At 71.7% G+C, this 17,644-nt stretch carries 14 protein-coding genes; 4 read left to right on the top strand and 10 right to left on the bottom strand.

Annotated elements, in window-relative coordinates:
- Positions 1-801 (top strand): LLM class flavin-dependent oxidoreductase, encoded by an 801-nt coding sequence (locus BLQ62_RS18540; protein ID WP_068568062.1) that lies wholly within the window; start codon positions 1-3, stop codon positions 799-801.
- A 47-nt stretch (positions 802-848) separates the two neighbouring features.
- Positions 849-1,175, top strand: coding sequence for a hypothetical protein (locus BLQ62_RS18545; RefSeq protein ID WP_068528557.1), 327 nt, complete (start codon positions 849-851; stop codon positions 1,173-1,175).
- Positions 1,176-1,213: 38 nt separating this feature from the next.
- Here the strand turns inward: BLQ62_RS18545 and BLQ62_RS18550 are convergent, their stop codons facing one another.
- Entirely contained in the window at positions 1,214-2,236 is a 1,023-nt protein-coding gene (locus tag BLQ62_RS18550; protein WP_082756802.1) for an enoyl-CoA hydratase/isomerase family protein, read from the bottom strand.
- A gap of 74 nt (positions 2,237-2,310) precedes the next feature.
- Between BLQ62_RS18550 and BLQ62_RS18555 the strand changes: the two genes are divergently transcribed.
- Positions 2,311-4,113: an ABC-F family ATP-binding cassette domain-containing protein gene (locus tag BLQ62_RS18555; RefSeq protein ID WP_068568060.1), complete on the top strand. Its 1,803-nt coding sequence runs from the start codon at positions 2,311-2,313 to the stop codon at positions 4,111-4,113.
- Here the strand turns inward: BLQ62_RS18555 and glpK are convergent, their stop codons facing one another.
- The 8 genes from glpK to BLQ62_RS18595 all read right to left on the bottom strand — a co-directional run bounded on the left by glpK (position 4,114) and on the right by BLQ62_RS18595 (position 14,645).
- The gene (gene glpK / locus BLQ62_RS18560) at positions 4,114-5,634 is read right to left on the bottom strand and encodes a glycerol kinase GlpK (RefSeq protein WP_068568057.1); all 1,521 of its coding nucleotides are present in this window, start codon (positions 5,632-5,634) and stop codon (positions 4,114-4,116) included.
- An 89-nt stretch (positions 5,635-5,723) separates the two neighbouring features.
- Positions 5,724-6,491 carry an MIP/aquaporin family protein gene (locus BLQ62_RS18565; protein WP_068568055.1) on the bottom strand — a complete coding sequence of 256 codons (768 nt, stop codon included), beginning with the start codon at positions 6,489-6,491 and terminating at the stop codon, positions 5,724-5,726.
- Between the two features lie 251 nt (positions 6,492-6,742).
- Positions 6,743-9,208: a heavy metal translocating P-type ATPase gene (locus BLQ62_RS18570; protein ID WP_083350819.1), complete on the bottom strand. Its 2,466-nt coding sequence runs from the start codon at positions 9,206-9,208 to the stop codon at positions 6,743-6,745.
- 27 nt (positions 9,209-9,235) lie between these two features.
- A complete protein-coding gene (locus BLQ62_RS18575) occupies positions 9,236-10,186 on the bottom strand; it encodes a heavy metal-binding domain-containing protein (RefSeq protein ID WP_068568334.1) in 951 nt (316 codons plus the stop codon).
- A gap of 172 nt (positions 10,187-10,358) precedes the next feature.
- On the bottom strand, positions 10,359-11,273 hold the full coding sequence (locus BLQ62_RS18580; protein ID WP_068568053.1) for a 4-(cytidine 5'-diphospho)-2-C-methyl-D-erythritol kinase: 915 nt from the start codon (positions 11,271-11,273) through the stop codon (positions 10,359-10,361).
- A 10-nt stretch (positions 11,274-11,283) separates the two neighbouring features.
- Positions 11,284-12,174 carry a 16S rRNA (adenine(1518)-N(6)/adenine(1519)-N(6))-dimethyltransferase RsmA gene (gene rsmA, locus BLQ62_RS18585; RefSeq protein WP_068568051.1) on the bottom strand — a complete coding sequence of 297 codons (891 nt, stop codon included), beginning with the start codon at positions 12,172-12,174 and terminating at the stop codon, positions 11,284-11,286.
- A 15-nt stretch (positions 12,175-12,189) separates the two neighbouring features.
- Positions 12,190-13,689, bottom strand: a complete 1,500-nt coding sequence (locus tag BLQ62_RS24385) for a resuscitation-promoting factor (RefSeq protein WP_115391322.1) — start codon at positions 13,687-13,689, stop codon at positions 12,190-12,192.
- Positions 13,690-13,796: 107 nt separating this feature from the next.
- The gene (locus BLQ62_RS18595) at positions 13,797-14,645 is read right to left on the bottom strand and encodes a TatD family hydrolase (RefSeq protein ID WP_068530306.1); all 849 of its coding nucleotides are present in this window, start codon (positions 14,643-14,645) and stop codon (positions 13,797-13,799) included.
- 119 nt (positions 14,646-14,764) lie between these two features.
- On the opposite strand from BLQ62_RS18595, the gene BLQ62_RS18600 reads away from it, so the two are divergent.
- Positions 14,765-15,934: a DUF7373 family lipoprotein gene (locus tag BLQ62_RS18600; protein ID WP_068568049.1), complete on the top strand. Its 1,170-nt coding sequence runs from the start codon at positions 14,765-14,767 to the stop codon at positions 15,932-15,934.
- A 37-nt stretch (positions 15,935-15,971) separates the two neighbouring features.
- On the opposite strand, the gene metG is transcribed toward BLQ62_RS18600, so the two are convergent.
- Entirely contained in the window at positions 15,972-17,522 is a 1,551-nt protein-coding gene (gene metG, locus BLQ62_RS18605) for a methionine--tRNA ligase (RefSeq protein ID WP_068568047.1), read from the bottom strand.
- Between the last annotated feature and the right edge of the window lie 122 nt (positions 17,523-17,644).

Raw genomic sequence — 17,644 nt, forward strand, 5'->3', positions numbered from 1 at the left:
ATGACCAGACCATTCCGCTTCGCGGTGACGGCGCTACCGGTGCCGCAGCTCGGCGACTGGGCGGATTACGCCCGCTCCGTCGAGGCCGACGGCTTCGACGTGCTCGCGCTCCCCGAGAACTACCCGCTGCCCGATGGTTTCACCTCCGCGGCGGTCGCGCTGGGCGCGACGTCGACGCTGGAGGTCGCCAACTACGTCGTCGCCTCTCCCCTGCACGACCCGAAGCACGCTGCCTGGCAGGCGCATTCGCTGGGGACGATCAGCGGCGGCCGCTTCCGGTTCGGCATCGGCACGGGCAGACCCGACGTGGCCGGCGACGCCGCCGCGCTCGGCGTTCCGTTCGGCACCGGACCGGAGCGCCTCGCCCGGGTCGTGGAGACCCTCGATGCGCTCGCCGCGCTCGACGGTGCGGGGCACACCCCGGTGCTCATGGCCGCCGGCGGCCCCAGAGCACTCGCCGTGGGTCGCGAGCGGGCCGACACCGTCGCGATCGCGGCACCGGCGACGACGACGGCCGAGCAGCTCGCCGCGCTCACGGCGCCCCTGCGGGACCGGGTGGAGCTGGCGACCTCGATCTTCGCCGTCAACGGCATGGCACCCGATTACGTGAGCGCGTTCATCGGGACTGACCTCGACGCGCTGCGCGCCGTGGACTCCCCCGCGCTCGTGGACGGCTCGGTGGAGCAGATCTGCGAGACCCTGATCCGCCGCCGCGAGGAGTACGGCTTCTCGCTCATCGCGCTCGGCGGGCACACCGTGGAGGCGATGCGCCCGGTGGTCTCGCGCCTGGCCGGGACGTGATCCGCCGACGGTGCCCGTCCCCCACGGTGCGCGCGCATGATGGAGGCATGCGCCCAGAGTTGAGGTCCGTGCCCGGTGCCGCCCCGCGGGGAGTGGTGTTCGGCGAACCGCACGTCACGCCCGATGGCACGACGGTGATCACCGTCTCGCGCGTGCGGCGCCGGCGCAACGGCGCCGACAGGGTCTCCGCGATCGGCGTCTACACCGTGCGGGACGGGCGATCCGTGTGGTCGCCGGCCGTCGACGCGGACCGCATCGCACTGGTCGGCGTGGCGACGGGCCTCATCGCCGCCACGCTGGCCTCGCTCGCCGTGTTGCGGCAGCCGCCGTGGCCGGCGCTCACCGGCACGATCACAGCGATTCGGGGCCGCTAGCCGTACTGGCCGAGGACCGCGCGAGCGGAACGCGCGGATCAGCCGGCGAGGATGGCCTCGATCTCGTGGTCCTCGACGTCGCTGATGGTGGCGGGCGAGAACTGCGGATCGCGGGTCTTGTCGACCAGCACGGCGCGGATGCCCTCGACGAAGTCGGGGCGGCGCACCAGGCGCGCACCGACGACGGCCTCGTCGGCCAGGCACTGGGCAAGCGTGCGGCCGCGCGACTGCTGGATCAGGTCGAAGGTGACGAACACCGAGGTGGGGCAGGCCGTGGTGAGCTGCTCGCGCGCGGTGTCGGCCCAGGTACCGGAGGTGGCGGCGAGCCCCGCGAGGATCTCGGTGACGGAGTCGCGGCCGAAGACCTCGGCGACCTCGTCGAGCGGGAGCGGCGCGGCGGGGAAGGTGTCGCCGAAGCGGGCGAGGACGGCGTCGAGATCCTCGCCGGCCAGGAGTCCCTCCTTGACGTTCGGCATCGCCGACGACGGGACGAAGTGCGTGGCCAGCCCGACAGCGAGGGCGTCACCGGCGCCCATGCGGGCCGCGGTCATGCCCATCAGCTCGCCGACGCCCTTGGGCAGGCGGCCGAGGAGGTACGTGGCGCCCACGTCGGGCAGGAAGCCGATCGCGACCTCGGGCATGGCGATCATCGCCTTCTCGGAGACGACCCGGTGCGAGCCGTGGATCGAGACGCCCACGCCGCCACCCATGTTCACGCCGTCGATGAGCGCGATCACGGGCTTGGGGAAGTCCGCGAGGCGCTGGTTCATCGCGTACTCGTCGCGGAAGAAGTGCGTGAAGTCCTCCCCCGCCACCACCTGGTCGCGGATGGCGCGGATGTCGCCGCCGGCGCAGAACGCCTTGGGCGAGGCGGAGGTGATGAGGACGCGGGTCACCGCGTCGTCGTTCTCCCACGCGCGCAGCGCGGCGTCGATCGCGTGCACCATGTCCATGGTGAGCGCGTTGAGCGCCTTGGGACGGTTCAGCTCGATGTGGCCGGTGCCCCCGGCCACGGTGGTGACGATCTCGCCACCGGGGTTCTGCGCCGCGCTGTCGGTCACTGCCACTCCTCCACCGTTTACTCGGATATCCAACTAAATCAGTATGCCAGGTACCCGCGTAACCTGGACCCGCGATGGCGAATCTTCTCGGCGCGGATGCGCTGCACCTCGAGTACCCGACCAAGATGGTCTTCGATTCGGTCTCCCTCGGCGTCAACGAGGGCGACCGGATCGGCATCGTCGGCCGCAACGGCGACGGCAAGTCCAGCCTGCTCGGCATGCTCGCCGGAACCCGCGAGCCCGACTCCGCCCGCGTCACCCGGCGGGGCGGGGTCCGCGTGGGCGTGCTCACCCAGACCGACCTCTTCGACGACGAGGACACCGTCGGCCACGCGGTGGTCGGCGACACCCCCGAGCACGTCTGGGCGGGCGACCCGAAGGTGCGCGACATCCTCGCCGGCCTGCTCACCGACCTGCCGTGGGACGCCCGGCTCGGCGAGCTCTCCGGAGGGCAGCGCCGCCGCGTGCAGCTCGCGCAGCTCCTCGCGGGCGAGCACGACGTGCTGATCCTCGACGAGCCGACGAACCACCTGGACGTCGAGGCCATCGAGTGGCTCGCCGGCCACCTCAAGACCCGGTGGCCCGCGAACCAGGGCGGCCTGCTCATGGTGACCCACGACCGGTGGATCCTCGACGAGGTCTGCACCGCGACGTGGGAGGTGCACGACCGCATCGTCGAGCCCTTCGAGGGCGGCTACGCCGCGTACATCCTGCAGCGCGTGGAGCGCGACCGGCAGGCCGCGTCGATCGAGCAGAAGCGTCAGAACCTCGCCCGCAAGGAGCTGGCCTGGCTGCGCCGCGGCGCCCCCGCCCGCACGAGCAAGCCCAAGTTCCGGATCGACGCGGCGAACGCCCTCATCTCCGACGTCCCCGAGATCCGCGACAAGACCGAGCTCCAATCGCTGGCAGTCTCGCGGCTCGGCAAGGACGTCGTGGACATCCTCGACGTGGGCGTGGCCTACGGCGACAAGCAGGTGCTCTCCGACATCGAGTGGCGGATCGCGCCGGGCGAGCGCACCGGCATCCTGGGCGTCAACGGCGCGGGCAAGTCGACGCTGCTCGGCCTGATCGACGGTGCCGTCCAGCCCACCACCGGCACCGTCAAGCGCGGCAAGACCGTCAAGGTGCAGACCCTGACGCAGCGGCTCGACGAGCTCGAACAGCACTGGGACGATCCCGTCCGGGTGGTGCTCGCGAACCTCGCCACGAGCTTCACCGTGGGCAGCGGGTCCAAGGCGCAGGAGCTCACCCCGTCGCAGCTGCTGGAGCGGCTGGGCTTCGCCTCCGCGCAGCTCTCGACCCCGGTCAAGGACCTCTCCGGCGGGCAGAAGCGGCGGCTGCAGCTGCTGCTCATCCTGCTGGACTCGCCGAACGTGCTCATCCTCGACGAGCCGACCAACGACCTCGACACCGACATGCTGGCCGCGATGGAGGACCTCCTCGACTCGTGGCCGGGCACGCTCATCGTGGTCTCGCACGACCGCTACTTCCTCGAGCGGGTGACCGATCAGCAGTACGGCATCCTCGAGCGGCGGCTGCGGCACCTGCCCGGCGGCGTCGACGAGTACCTCGCCCTGCGGCGCGCCCAGCACGGTGCGAGTACCGCCGCGGCACCCGCGACGAGCACGAGCGCGCCGTCCGAATCCGGGCTCAGCGGTGCGGAACTGCGCGCGGCGCAGAAGGAGGTCTCCGCGGTCGAGCGGCGGATGGCCAAGCTCACCGATCAGGTCGAGAAGGCGAAACTCGCGCTGGCCGACCACGATCAGGGCGACTACGCGGGCCTCGCGGACGAGATGAAGAAGATCTCCGCGCTCGAGGACGAGCTGGCCGAGCAGGAGCTGCGCTGGCTCGAGCTGTCCGAGGCGCTCGAGGGCTGATCACAGCACGTCATCGTCGACCCAGTCCAGGGTGCGCTTGACCGCCTTCTTCCAGTTCCGGTAGAGGCGTTCGCGTTCGGCGTCGTCGGTCTCCGGAGTCCAGCGCCGGTCCTCGGCCCAGTTGTCGACGACGTCCTGCTCCCCCGCCCAGTAGCCGACGGCGATGCCGGCCGCGTACGCCGCACCCAATGCGGTGGTCTCGGCGACCTGCGGGCGCACCACGGGGACGCCGAGCTGATCCGCCTGGAACTGCATGAGCAAGGCGTTCGCGGTCATGCCGCCGTCGACCTTCAGCTCGGTCAGGTCCGTGCCGGCGTCGGCGTTCATCGCCTCCACCACGTCCCGGGTCTGATACGCCACCGATTCCAGCACCGCGCGACACAGGTGCTCCTTGCGCACGAACCGGGTGAGCCCGACGATCGCGCCGCGCGCGTCGGAGCGCCAGTACGGGGCGAACAGGCCGGAGAAGGCGGGCACGATGTACGCGCCGCCGTTGTGCTCGGCCCGCGCGGCCGCCTCCTCGATCTGCGAGGCGTCGGTGATCATCTCTAGGTTGTCGCGGATCCACTGCACCAGTGAGCCGGTCACGGCGATGGAGCCCTCCAGCGCGTACCGGGCGGGGGCGTCGCCGATCTTGTAGCAGACGGTGGTGAGCAGCCCGTTCGTGCTGTGCACCGGGGTGGTGCCGGTGTTGAGCAGCAAGAAGCTACCGGTGCCGTAGGTGTTCTTGGCCGTGCCCTCCTCGAAACAGGCCTGGCCGAACGTGGCCGCCTGCTGATCGCCGAGAATCCCGGCGATCGGGACGCCCGCGAGCATGCCGTGGGCCCGGACATGGCCGTACACCTCCGACGAGGAACGGATCTCCGGCAACATCGACATCGGGATCCCCATCGCCGCGCAGATGTCGGGATTCCATTCCAGGCTCTCGAGGTTCATCAGCATGGTGCGCGAGGCGTTGGTGACGTCGGTGGCGTGCACGCCGCCGTCCACGCCTCCCGTCATGTTCCACAGCAGCCAGCTGTCGGTGGTGCCCATCAGCAGATCGCCGGCCTCCGCACGGGCGCGAGCGCCCTCGACGTTCTCCAGGATCCAGGTCACTTTGGGCCCGGTGAAGTAGGGGGCGAGCGGCAGGCCGACCGTCGCCTTGAACCGGTCCGGGCCCTCGTCGCCGCCGAGCCGGTCCACGATCTCCTTGGTGCGGGTGTCCTGCCAGACGATCGCGTTGTAGACCGGCTCGCCCGTGCGGCGGTCCCACACCACGACCGTCTCGCGCTGGTTGGTGATGCCGACGGCGGCGATCTGGTGCACCGAGACGTCGCCCGACGACATGGCCGCGGCGACGACCGCGCGGGCGTTGTCCCAGATCTCCATCGGATCGTGCTCGACCCATCCCGCGCGCGGGAAAATCTGCTCGTGCTCCATCTGGCCGGTCGAGACGATCCGGCCGGCGTGGTCGAAGACGATCGCCCGGCTGCTGGTGGTCCCCTGGTCGATCGCCATCACGTAGGTGGTCTCGCTCATCGATGCATCCTCTCGTACGGATCCGGCGGGTTCTGCGGTGACGCCGGGAGTCGTTGGTGGCCGCGCTGTTCCGGCGCGGACCGTCGGATTCAGCCCACGTACAGGCCCGCCGTCAGACCGGCCAGCACGGCACCGAGCAACGGGCCGACGACCGGGACCCAGGCGTAGGACCAGTCGCTGCCGCCCTTGCCCTTGATCGGCAGCACGGCGTGCGCGATCCGCGGGCCCAGGTCGCGGGCCGGGTTGATGGCGTACCCGGTGGGGCCGCCGAGGGAGATGCCGATGGCGACGACGATGAGCGCGGTCGCCAGCGGGCCGAGTCCCGACGGGGTCTTGCCGATCACCAGCACCGCGAAGACGAGGACGAAGGTCGCGATGACCTCCGTCAGGACGTTGAGCGGGTAGGAGCGCAGCGCGGGCCCCGTGGAGAAGACCCCCAGCTTGTCGGCGGCCGGACCCGGCTCGTCGAAGTGCTGCCGATAGGCGAGCCAGGCGGCGACGGCGCCGAGGAACGCGCCGAGCAGCTGCGCCGCGAAGTACACGAGGGTGGTGGCGAGCGTGACCGGGACGCCGGGCGCGTACTCGTCACCGCCGCTGGTCAGGATGCCGACGGTGACGGCGGGGTTGAGATGCGCGCCGGAACGGTAGGCCACGTAGACGCCGGCGAAGACGCCCAGGCCCCAGCCGAAGCCGACCATCAGGAAGTTCGCGTTGCCGCCCTTGGTCTTCGGCAGAGCGGCGTTGGCCACCACTCCGCAGCCGAGCAGCAGCAGGATGGCCGTGCCGAGCACCTCGGATGTGAACACCGCCGGCAAGGTGGGCGCGGCCGGCGCGGCGAGGAGGGTGGTGCCGGTCATCGCATCGTCCGCCCCGGCCGCGGGCCACGCGGTACACGGCGTGGACAGCACGACACCCCGGTGCCGTCGCCGGTCACCGGGGTGTCGTGCCCGCCGAGGTGCGCGCGGGTTGCGCCGTGGGTCCGCTGGTTCCGTTCCGTCATCGTGTCCCGCTCCGTCGAAGTTGCGATCGCGTCCAGCGTGCCAGTGGTGCGGCTTTCGCACCGGCTGTTGCGGGATCCCGTTCCGCCCCTTCGACGGGCGGGTGCGGTTCAGGCGTGGTGCGTCGCGTACTTCGCCGGGTCCGCGTCGAACTTCGGGGCGCAGGACGGGCAGCAGAAGAAGTACCGCTCACCGTCGTAGTCCCGGTACAGTCCGGCGGCCTCCGCGGTGGACTTCACGACGGGGTTGCCCACCATCACCGGGCAGGTGGTCTTCTCGTCCGCGGGGGCCGGGACCGGTGCCGACTCGGCGGGCGACTTCGCCGCGACGCCGCGGAAGCCGCGCAGGCGCAGGCTGTTCCCGACGACGAAGACGCTGGAGAAGGCCATCGCCGCGCCCGCGAGCATCGGATTGAGCATGCCGAGGGCGGCCACCGGAATGGCGGCGACGTTGTACGCGAACGCCCAGAACAGGTTCGTCTTGATCGTGCGCAGCGTGCTGCGCGAGAGGCGGATCGCGTCCACGGCGGCCCGCAGATCGCCGCGGACGAGCGTGATGTCCGCGGCCTCGATCGCGACGTCGGTACCGGTGCCCATCGCCAGGCCCAGGTCGGCCGCGGCGAGCGCGGGGGCGTCGTTGACCCCGTCGCCGACCATCGCCACCACGCGCCCCTCGCCCTGCAGGTGGGTCACCACGGCCACCTTGTCCTGCGGCAGGACCTCCGCGATCACCTCGTCGATGCCCACCTGCGCGGCGATGTGCCGGGCGGCGGCCTCGTTGTCGCCGGTGAGCAGCACCGGGGTCAGGCCCAGGGCCCGCAGCTCGCGGATCGCCTCGGCGCTGGTCGGCTTCACGGTGTCGCCGACCACGAGGACACCCCGCGCCGCACCGTCCCAGCCGACGGCCACGACCGTCGCGCCCTGCGCCTCGGCGTCCGCCTTGGTCTTGGCGAGCCCGGCGGACAGGTGCAGCGCCCAGTCGGCGAGCAGCGACTCGCGGCCGACGATCACGCCGTGCCCGTCGACGACGCCCTGCACGCCCTGCCCCTCGATGTTCGCGAATCCCTCGACGGGCGAGAGCGTTCCGAACTTCTCGGCGGCGCCCTTGGCGATGGCCTGCGCGATCGGGTGCTCGGAGGCGTCCTCCAGTGCGCCGGCGTAGCGCAGCACGTCGGTCGGGTCCACGCCCTCCTCGGCGATCACGTCGACCAGGGTCATCCGGCCGGTGGTGACGGTGCCGGTCTTGTCGAGCACGACGGTGTCGACGCGGCGGGTCGACTCCAGCACTTCGGGGCCCTTGATGAGGACGCCGAGCTGCGCGCCCCGGCCGGTGCCCACCAGCAGTGCCGTCGGCGTGGCCAGCCCCAGCGCGCACGGGCAGGCGATGACGAGGACCGCGACCGCGGCGGTGAACGCCGCCGAGACGGGGAATCCCGCGCCGAGCCAGCCGCCGAGGGCGATCGCGGCGATCGCGATGACGATCGGGACGAAGACCCCGGAGATCCGGTCGGCGAGGCGCTGCACCTCGGCCTTGCCGGTCTGCGCCTCCTCCACCAGGCGGGCCATCTGCGCGAGCTGGGTGTCGGAGCCGACGCGGGTGGCCCGCACCACGAGCCGGCCGCCGGCGTTGACCGTCGCGCCGGTGACGGCATCACCGGGGCCGACCTCGACGGGCACCGACTCGCCCGTGAGCATCGACGCGTCGACGGCGGACGTGCCGGAGACGACGACGCCGTCGGTGGCGATCTTCTCCCCCGGGCGCACGACGAACTCATCACCGGCACGCAGCTCGTCGATGCCGATCTTGACCTCGGCACCGTCGCGCAGGACCGAGACCTCCTTGGCGCCGAGCTCGAGCAGCGCCCGCAGCGCCGCCCCGGCCTGCCGCTTGGAGCGCTTCTCGAAGTAGCGGCCGGCGAGGATGAACATCGTGACGCCCGCGGCCACCTCGAGGTAGATGTTGGCGGCACCGTCGGACGGGGCGAGCGTGAGGGTGAACGGGTGTTTCATCCCCGGCTCCCCCGCCGTCCCGAAGAACAGGGCGTACAGCGACCACAGGAACGCCGAGAGCGTGCCCATCGAGATGAGCGTGTCCATCGTGGCCGTGCCGTGCTTGAGGTTGGCCCACGCGGCCTTGTGGAACGGCCATGCGCCCCAGAGGATCACGGGCGAGGCCAGTGCGAGCGACGCCCACTGCCAGTAGGTGAACTGGAGCGCCGGGATCATCGCCATCGCGATGACGGGCACGCCGAGCACCGCCGCGCCGATCAATCGCGTTCGGAGCGAGGCGAGTTCGGCATCGGCGGGACTCGCGTCCTCACCGTCCGCGCCGGACTGCGCCGCACCCGCGAGGGTGGCGGTGTAGCCGGTGCCGACGACCTCGTCGATGATCCGCTGCGGGTCGATACCCTCGGGGGCGGTGACCTTCGCCTTCTCGGTGGCGTAGTTGACCGTCGCGCTCACGCCGTCGATCTTGTTGAGGCGCCGCTCGATCCGGTTCGCGCACGAGGCGCAGGTCATGCCACCGATCTCCAGTTCGATGCTCGCGTCGCCGGTGCCGCTGCCGGGTGTGCTCATGGTCGTGTTCCTCCTCGTCCGTGGATGTCAGTGGCCGCCGTGGCCGTCGGCCGGCGGGGTGGCGGCGGGTGCCGCGGGCTGCGTCCCGGTGGGCGCGCCCGCGTCGACGACGAAGCTCGCGGTGCGCACCACCCCGTCGACCTGGAAGTCCAGGTAGAGCAGGTAGCGCCCCGTCGTGGGCGCCTGCGCCTGGAAGGCGATGGCGGGCCCGCCGGTGTCCCCGGGCTTCGGCTCGGCGCCTTCGGGGTGCACGTGCAGGAAGGCGAGGTCGCCCTGGCGCAGCGCGACCAGGTGGCCGAAGGCCCCCAGGTAGGGCTGCAGCGCGGTGACGGGCGCGCCGTCGCGGGTGACGCGCAGCGTGACGGGGCTCGACGCGCCGGCGACGAGATCGCCCTCCAGTGCGACGGTGAAGCCGTCGACCTGGGAGGTGCGCGTGGGGGCGGGGTCGACCGGGGCGTAGTCGCCCGCTACCTCGACGGTGCGCGCGAGGGTGACCGGCGAGCCGGTGGCCGGGGCGAAGTCGGCGTAGAGGCGGTAGGTGCCGCCCTGCGCCCAGCTCCACGGCACCGACCAGGTGCCGGTGGCGCGGTCGAGCACGGGGTGCACGTGCCGGAACAGCGTGCCGTCCGAGCGGACCGCGATGAGGTGCAGATCCTTCTCGTGCGTGGTGGTGTACGCGGTGACCGGGGCACCCGCGGCGTCCTCGATCCGGAACGAGAGGACCCCGGCCTCGCCCGCGACGCGCGGGGCGCTCACGGGGGCGAAGGCGAGGCCGTCGGCGCTGAGCGCCACGCCGTTCGGAGCGGCCTGCGCAGCGGGGGCCGCGGACGTCGCGTGGTCGCCGTGCCCCTCGCCGGCCTGCGCGTTCCAGGCGGCGACAGTGCTCTCGGGCACGACCGCGCCCGCGATGCCGTAGGCACCGCCGAAAGCCAGCACGAGACCGGCGCCGTAGACCGCCAGCTTGGCGGCCGGGTTCATCGAGAGCCGCTTGGTCCGGCCGTCCATGGTTCCTCCTCGGTTCACGGGGTACCCCTCACGGGTATCTGGTTCCGAATGTATACCCCTAGGGGGTATCGCACAAGGGTGCGGAAACGCCCGTGAAGACGGGTGGGTCGCCGGACTGGGGCCGCGGGCGAGGAGCGAGCGGCCGCTACGGCACGACGGTGGCGCCGGGCACCGGACCGGAGGCGACGCGCACCGTCCGGCAGACGCCCGCGCCGGCGAGCTCGGTACCGACGTCGACGGCGTCGTCGGCGCCCGCGCAGAGGAAGGCGCAGGTGGGACCGCTGCCGGAGACGATGCCCGCGAGCGCGCCCGCCTCCATGCCGGCGCGCAGTGTGCGGCGCAGTCCGGGCTGCAGCGAGAGGGCGGCGGCCTGCAGGTCGTTCGCCAGCAGGGGCGCCAGGCGGTGCGGATCGCCCGAGGCTACTGCGGAGAGGAGTTCGTCGGGGCTGCCGGCGCGCGGCGGATCGCCGGCCTCGCGCAGCCGATCCAGCTCCCGGTACACCGCGGGGGTACTCAGGCCCTCGCGCGCGAGGGCCAGGGTCCAGTGGAACTCGCCACGCGCCAGGGCGGGGATCAGCCGCTCGCCGCGGCCGGTGCCGAGCGCGGTGTGCCCGTGCAGCGAGAAGGGGACGTCGGAGCCGAGCGTCGCGGCCACCTCGTCGAGCTCGTCGCGGCCGATGTCGAGGCCCCACAGGGTGGCGGCGCCGAGCAGCGCCGCGGCGGCGTCCGCGGAGCCGCCCGCCATGCCGCCCGCGACGGGGATGCCCTTGACGATGTCGATGCGCATGTTCGGGTCGCGCCCGTACCGCTCGGCGAGGGCGACGACGGCGCGTGCGGCGAGGTTGGTGGGGTCCGTCGGCACGTCGCGCACGCCGTCGCCGGTCACGTGCAGGCTCAGCTCGTCGGCCGGGGTGAGGGTCACGTCGTCGTGCAGCGACAGCGCCTGGAAGACGGTGACCAGCTCGTGGAAGCCGTCGGGCCGCACGTCGCCCACCCCGAGGTGGAGGTTCACCTTGGCGGGCGCCCGCACGGTCAGGGGTGTCGGTACCACGGAAAGCACGCGGTCCAGACTACGGGGCCGCGGCGGCGGGCCGGACGGAAGCGAGCGCGGCGAACTGCTCGACGGAGAGCTTCTCGCCCCGCTCCCGAGGGTCGATACCGGCGGCGACCAGCAGTTCCTCCGCGGCTGCGGGCGATCCCGCCCAGCCCGCCAGGGCGGCGCGCAGGGTCTTGCGGCGCTGCGCGAAGGCCGCGTCGACCGCCGCCCACAGCCGGGCGCGGTCCACGTCGGGACGCTCGCCCGGTCCGTGCAGGTCGATCCGGACCAGCCCGGATTCGACGTTGGGCTCGGGCCAGAAGACGGCGCGCCCGACGGTGCCGGCCTTGCGCACACGCCCGTAATAGGCCGCCTTGACCGACGGGACGCCGTACACGCGCGAGCCGGGGGCGGCGGCGAGCCGGTCCGCCACCTCGAGCTGCACCATGACCAGGACCGTGCGCAGGGTGGGGACCTCGGCGAGCAGGTGCAGCAGCACCGGCACCGAGACGTTGTAGGGCAGGTTCGCGACGAGCACCGTCGGCGACGGGGTGCGGAGCTGCTCCCCCGAGACCTTGAGCGCGTCCTCGCCGATCACGGTGAGGTTCCCCGCCAGCTCGGGCGCCCGCTCTGCCACCGTCATCGGAAGCTGTTGTGCGAGCACGGGATCGATCTCGACAGCGGTGACGGACGCGGCTGCGTCGAGCAGCGCGAGGGTGAGCGAGCCCAGCCCCGGGCCGACCTCGAGCGCAACGTCGTCGGGCCGCACGTCCGCGGCGGCGACGATCTTGCGGACCGTGTTCGGATCGTGCACGAAGTTCTGTCCCAGCGTCTTCGTGGGACGAACGGACAACTGCCCGGCCAGCGCGCGGATCTCCGCGGGGCCGAGCAGTCGTGCCTGATTCTTGAATTCGGCGCCGGTCACAGCGCTCGAGTCTACTTACTCCGAGTTGCCGGAGAGGCCCAGCTTCGAGGAGCAGGACGGCCACGCTCCCCAGCCCTGCCCCTTGAGGGTCTTGCGGGCGATGTCGATCTGCTCCTCGCGGGTGGCCAGATCGGCGCGCGGGGCGTACTTGCCGCCGCCGAACGCCATCCAGGTCTGCTGCGTGAACTGCACGCCGCCGTAGAAGCCGTTACCGGTGTTGATGGCCCAGTTGCCGGTGGCCTCGCACTGCACCAGGCGGTCCCAGACGGACCCGGCCGGCACGAACGGCGCGCCGGGCGCGGTGCCGACGGCGGTGACGCCGGCGACGCCCGCGTCGATCACCTTCGAGCCGATCTTCTCGCGGGAGACGACCTTGCCGTCCACCACGTGCTCGCGGTACTGGACCTCCTGCTTACCCGGCTTGCCCGGATCCTTGATCTCGGTCTTGCCGTTGGTCAGCTTCGGATCGTCGACCTTCTTCGGCGGCGCCGTGTACGGCTCCATGACCGTGACGTCCGCCGTCCGGTTCCGGTTGACCTTGATCGTCATCCCGGGGGTGACGGGGGTGCCCGCGCTCGGCTTGACCGAGTCCTGCTGGATGAGCGGCACGCCCATCTTCGCCAGGTACTCACCGACGGTGCGACCGGCGGCGTTGGCCGTGACCTTGCCGCCGGCGTCGAGGACGGTGGCGGTGACCGGGGTCATCACGGAGACGGCGGCACCGTCGAGCGGGACCTGGGTGTCGAGCGGGACGGAGACGAAGTTCTTCGCATCGCCGAGGCCGGCCGAGGCGAGGGCGGCGCCCATCGTCAGGTCGGTGGTCTTGACGGTGCGGACCTTGCCGTTGACGTTGACGGCCACGTCGCGCGCGTGCTGCACCGTGATCGACTCGCCCGGCTTGACCGACTCGCCCAGGGCGGGGCTCACCTTGTCGGCGGCGTCGGCGGAGATCCCCGCCGAACCGAGGATCGACTTCACCGAGCGGCTCATCGTCGAGACCTCGCGGACCTGCCCGTCGACGGTGACGGTGAAGTCCTGGTACAGCGCGGCGGCGGTGCCACCGGTGGCCATCAGGGCCACCAGCATCGCGCCGGTGACGGCGCGGACGGGGGTGTTCTCCAAGCGCGCGGACAGGCCGTCGATGACGCCGCCCTTGGTCTCGCCGGTCTCGGCCTGCGCCTCGGGCTCGACCTCGTCGTCCTCGTCGAGGACGGCGGGCTCGACGATCGCGGCGGGGGCCTGGTGCTGCGCGGCGTACTCGGCCTCGGCCGCCAGGGCCAGGCTCTCGGCCTCCTCGACGGCCTCGTCGCCGTAGACCTCGGCCTCGAGCTCGAGGATCTCGAGATCGGCCTCCGTGTCGAGCTGCGTGCCGGCGACGTCGCCGAACCGCGCGAAGACGCGGGTCACGTCGAACTCGGCGGTGCGCTCTCCCGTGGCGCCGAAGGCCCCGCGGCGCGGGTGCGAGGTGGGCTGATCCACCGTGGTGGTGTTGTCGTCTGCGTCGAGCTCAGGCACTGGTGACTTCCCATGGGTGGACTGCAAGGTGGAACCGCTGGCGACGTTTCGGTCGCCGTTACATCACAGTACGGTAACGGAGAAGTGGGGGTCGTGCCAGCTTCTGTTCATTTCGCGCGTGCGAAGCCCTCCCCGAACACGCGCTCCGCGGTCGCCGTGGTGGCCGCCGCGATCTGCTCGGGCGCGACTCCGCGCAGGTCAGCGAGGTAGCGAGCGGTGTAGGGGATGCAATACGACTCGTTGGGCGTACCCCGGTAGGGGTGGGGTGTGAGATATGGCGCATCGGTCTCGACGAGCAGCTGATCGTCGGGCACCAGGCGCGCCGCCTCCTGCAGCTCGGTGGCGTTGGTGAACGTGACGGTGCCCGAGAAGCTGAGCACGTAGCCGCGATCGACGCACTCGCGCGCCATCGCCGCGTCGCCGGAGAAGCAGTGGAAGATCACCGTCTCGGGGGCGCCGAACCGCTCGAGGTCCGCCAGGATGTCGGCGTCGGCCTCGCGGTTGTGGATCATCAACGGCTTTCCCAGCCGCTTCGCCAGGTCGATGTGCCACTCGAAGGCCGCGTGCTGCTGCGCCGGGGTCGCCACGTCCTCGCGCTTGCCGAGCCAGTACCAGTCCAGGCCGGTCTCCCCGATCGCCACGCACCGCGGGTCCGAGGCCAGGCGCTCGAGTTCCTCCGGCGCACCGTCGAGCTCGAGTTGGTGCGCGTCCGTGGGGTGCAGGGCCACCGCCGCGAAGACGCGCTCGTCCCAGCGGCTCGCGTCGATGACGTAGCGCGCCTGCTCGAGGTCGCAGGCGACGGTGACGACGCGGTCGACGCCGACCGACGCCGACCGGTCGACCAGCTCCCGCACCGCCTCGGGCGTGCGGGCGCGGCAGCCGTCGAGGTGCGTGTGCGCATCGACGAGGCCGGGCAGCGGCGCGGGCAGCGGAGGCGGCGGCTTCTTCTTACCCATGCCGTCCATTGTTCCGGTCGTCCTCGCACCGGGTTCGTTCGGACCATGTTTAATCGCCCGTTAAGCGCCCGCGAAGGCGCGCCTGCTGTGCTCGTCGCAGCACACCCGAGGAGAAACGCATGAAGAAGTCCGTCCTGTCCGTCGCCCTCGTCGGCGGCGCCGCCCTGCTCGCCGCCTGCGGGACCACGGGCGGCGACCCGGTGGCCGCCCCGTCGTCGGCCCCGTCGTCCGCGACGTCCAGCGCCCCCGCGAACCCGACCGTCCCGGTCCCCGCCGGCCTCGACGTCGGCGGCTACCCGACGAAGGCCCGCACCATCACCGTCTCGGCGCAGCGGTCGTGGGTCGCCGAGGGCAATCGGATGGGCGACGAGGCACTGATCCAGGCCGACGAGGTCGATCCGCGGCTGACCATGGGCGGCGCCGCGCTGCGCTCGTACCCCATCGTCGAGACCGCCGGGCTGAACACCCGCGTCCCCGACGCCACCGCCGCCGCGTTCGGCGCCAACGACTTCCGCGTCGGCATGACCACCACGCGCGGTGACGCGCTCAAGGACCCGAACGTCGCCGTACGGATCGGCCTCTACCGGTTCGACACCGACGAGGCGGCGAAGAAGGCGGCGGACGCCGTGCGCACCGCGACCGCCGGCGCGCGTCCCGTGAAGGTCACCGTCGACGGGGCGCCCGAGGTGATCGCCTCCGAGTTCAAGCCCGGCACCGTCGACGCGTACGTCGTACAGGGCCCGTTCGTCGTGAACGTCAGCGGCACCGGCCCCTCCACCGACCAGGGCGCGCAGTTCGTGACCAAGGCCCTCGGCCTGGAACTGCCGAAGCTCAAGGGCTTCACGCCCACCCCCGTCGGCAAGATCCAGACGCTCGACATCGACAAGGACGGCATCCTCTCCCGCACACTGCCGCAGTCGAACCAGGCCGAGGCGGCACTGTTCGAGAACTGGTACGACCTCGCCGGGTACAAGCATCGCGTGGCCGACATCAGCAACCTGGGCACCATCACCGCCGCCGGCGTCGACCTCGTCGGGCAGGCCGGCAGCGTGGTCTACCGCACGCGCGACGCGGCCGCGGCGACCACGATGGTGCAGACGGCGGCGAGCAAGAACCCCGCCGTCGCGGGCATCCCGCAACTGCCGGCGGTGAAGTGCATGAGCGGCGGCGACCGCACCTACTGCTGGATGCCCGTCGGACGGTACGTCGCCTCGGTCGACGACACGAACGCCGCCGTCGCCCGGCAGAAGGCCGCCGCGCAGTTCTCGATCCTCGCGACCACGCCGTAGCCGCCGGGCCGGGCGCGGACGACCGCGCCCGGTGCGGCTACTCGGCCTCGGGCTCGACGTAGCGCGGGAAGACGCCCTGCGGCTTGGGCAGCGCGGTGCCGGGCACGAGGCGGGTGCCGACGGCCTCGAAGGTGCGCGCGTCCTTCGGCTGCTCGAGCAGGGTGAGCAGTTCCTCCGCCGACTCCGGCATCACCGGCTGCAGCAGCAGCGCGACCTGGCGGACGACCTCGGCGGTCGTGTACAGCACCGTGCCCATGCGCGCGGGGTCGCTGGCCTTGAGCTTCCACGGCTCCTGCGCCGAGAAGTAGCGGTTGGTCTCGGCGAGGACCTCCCAGATCGCCTCCAGGTACAGGTTCAGCGCCTGGTTGCCGACGTGCCGGCGCGAGGTCTCCAGCAGCCCGTCGGCCCGGGCGAGCAGCGCCTCGTCCTCGGGCGCGAACGCGCCGGGGTCGGGGACCGTGCCGGAGCAGTTCTTGTTGATCATCGACAGCGAGCGCTGGGCGAGGTTGCCCAGTTCGTTGGCGAGGTCGGCGTTGATGCGGCCGACGATGGCCTCGTGGCTGTAGCTGCCGTCCTGGCCGAAGCTGACCTCACGGAGCAGGAAGAAGCGCAGCGCGTCGAGGCCGTACTCGGCGATCAACGCGTGCGGGTCGACGACGTTGCCGACCGACTTGCTCATCTTCTCGCCCTTGTTGAACAGGAAGCCGTGGGCGAAGACCCGCTCGGGCAGCTCGATGCCGGCGCTCATGAGGAACGCGGGCCAGTAGACGGCGTGGAACCGGATGATGTCCTTGCCGATGATCTGCAGCTTCGGCGGCCAGTACGTGCGGAACTGCTCCGACTCGGTGTCCGGGTAGCCGGCGCCGGTCAGGTAGTTGGTCAGCGCGTCCACCCACACGTACATGACGTGGTCGGGGTCGTTCGGGACGGGCACGCCCCAGTCGAAGGTGTCGCGGCTGATCGACAGGTCCTTGAGGCCGCCCTTGATGAAGCTGACGATCTCGTTGCGGCGGGTGGCCGGCTCGAGGTAGCCGCCCTCGCGGTCGAGGAGCTCGAGGAGCCGGTCCTGGTAGGCGGACAGCTTGAAGAAGTACGACGCCTCCTCGGTCCACTCGACCTCGGTGCCGGTGTCGGTGGAGACGCGGGTGCCGTCCTCGGTGACGGTGGTCTCGTCCTCGGCGTAGTACGCCTCGTCGCGCACGGAGTACCAGCCCGAGTACTTGCCCAGGTAGATGTCGCCCGCGTCGACCATCTTCTGCCAGATGGCCTTCGACGCCTCGTAGTGATCGGCGTCGGTGGTGCGGATGAACCGGTCGAAGGTCGATCCCACGGCGCGCTGCAGCGCCTCGAAGGCGGCGGCGTTGCGGTCGGCCAGCGCCTTGGTCTCGATGCCCTCCTTGGCGGCGGTCTGCTGCATCTTCAGACCGTGCTCGTCCGTGCCCGTCAGGAAGAAGACGTCGAAGCCGTCGAGTCGCTGGAAGCGCGCGATCACGTCGGTGGCGATGTACTCGTAGGCGTGCCCGATGTGGGGCACGCCGTTCGGGTAGGCGATCGCCGTGGTGATGTAGAAAGCCTTGTCTGCAGCCATGGTGCGCCCAGCTTATCGGCATCGCGCAAGCACGATTCGGTGAGCCGGTCAACCCCTCGCGGCGCGCCTGTGGACGAGCTGGATCCCTCCACAGGCGCCGCCGTCCGCGGGGGTCGGCGGCC

Source organism: Tsukamurella pulmonis (assembly GCF_900103175.1).
Lineage (GTDB): Bacteria > Actinomycetota > Actinomycetes > Mycobacteriales > Mycobacteriaceae > Tsukamurella > Tsukamurella pulmonis.

What these genes read in the sequence shown, in the direction of transcription:
- BLQ62_RS18540 (WP_068568062.1), top strand. Translation starts at nt 1, where the DNA reads ATGACCAGACCATTCCGCTTCGCGGTGACGGCGCTACCGGTGCCGCAG.
- BLQ62_RS18545 (WP_068528557.1), top strand. Translation starts at nt 849, where the DNA reads ATGCGCCCAGAGTTGAGGTCCGTGCCCGGTGCCGCCCCGCGGGGAGTG.
- BLQ62_RS18555 (WP_068568060.1), top strand. Translation starts at nt 2,311, where the DNA reads ATGGCGAATCTTCTCGGCGCGGATGCGCTGCACCTCGAGTACCCGACC.
- glpK (WP_068568057.1), bottom strand. Translation starts at nt 5,634, where the DNA reads ATGAGCGAGACCACCTACGTGATGGCGATCGACCAGGGGACCACCAGC.
- BLQ62_RS18565 (WP_068568055.1), bottom strand. Translation starts at nt 6,491, where the DNA reads ATGACCGGCACCACCCTCCTCGCCGCGCCGGCCGCGCCCACCTTGCCG.
- BLQ62_RS18570 (WP_083350819.1), bottom strand. Translation starts at nt 9,208, where the DNA reads ATGAGCACACCCGGCAGCGGCACCGGCGACGCGAGCATCGAACTGGAG.
- BLQ62_RS18575 (WP_068568334.1), bottom strand. Translation starts at nt 10,186, where the DNA reads ATGAACCCGGCCGCCAAGCTGGCGGTCTACGGCGCCGGTCTCGTGCTG.
- BLQ62_RS18595 (WP_068530306.1), bottom strand. Translation starts at nt 14,645, where the DNA reads ATGGGTAAGAAGAAGCCGCCGCCTCCGCTGCCCGCGCCGCTGCCCGGC.
- BLQ62_RS18600 (WP_068568049.1), top strand. Translation starts at nt 14,765, where the DNA reads ATGAAGAAGTCCGTCCTGTCCGTCGCCCTCGTCGGCGGCGCCGCCCTG.
- metG (WP_068568047.1), bottom strand. Translation starts at nt 17,522, where the DNA reads ATGGCTGCAGACAAGGCTTTCTACATCACCACGGCGATCGCCTACCCG.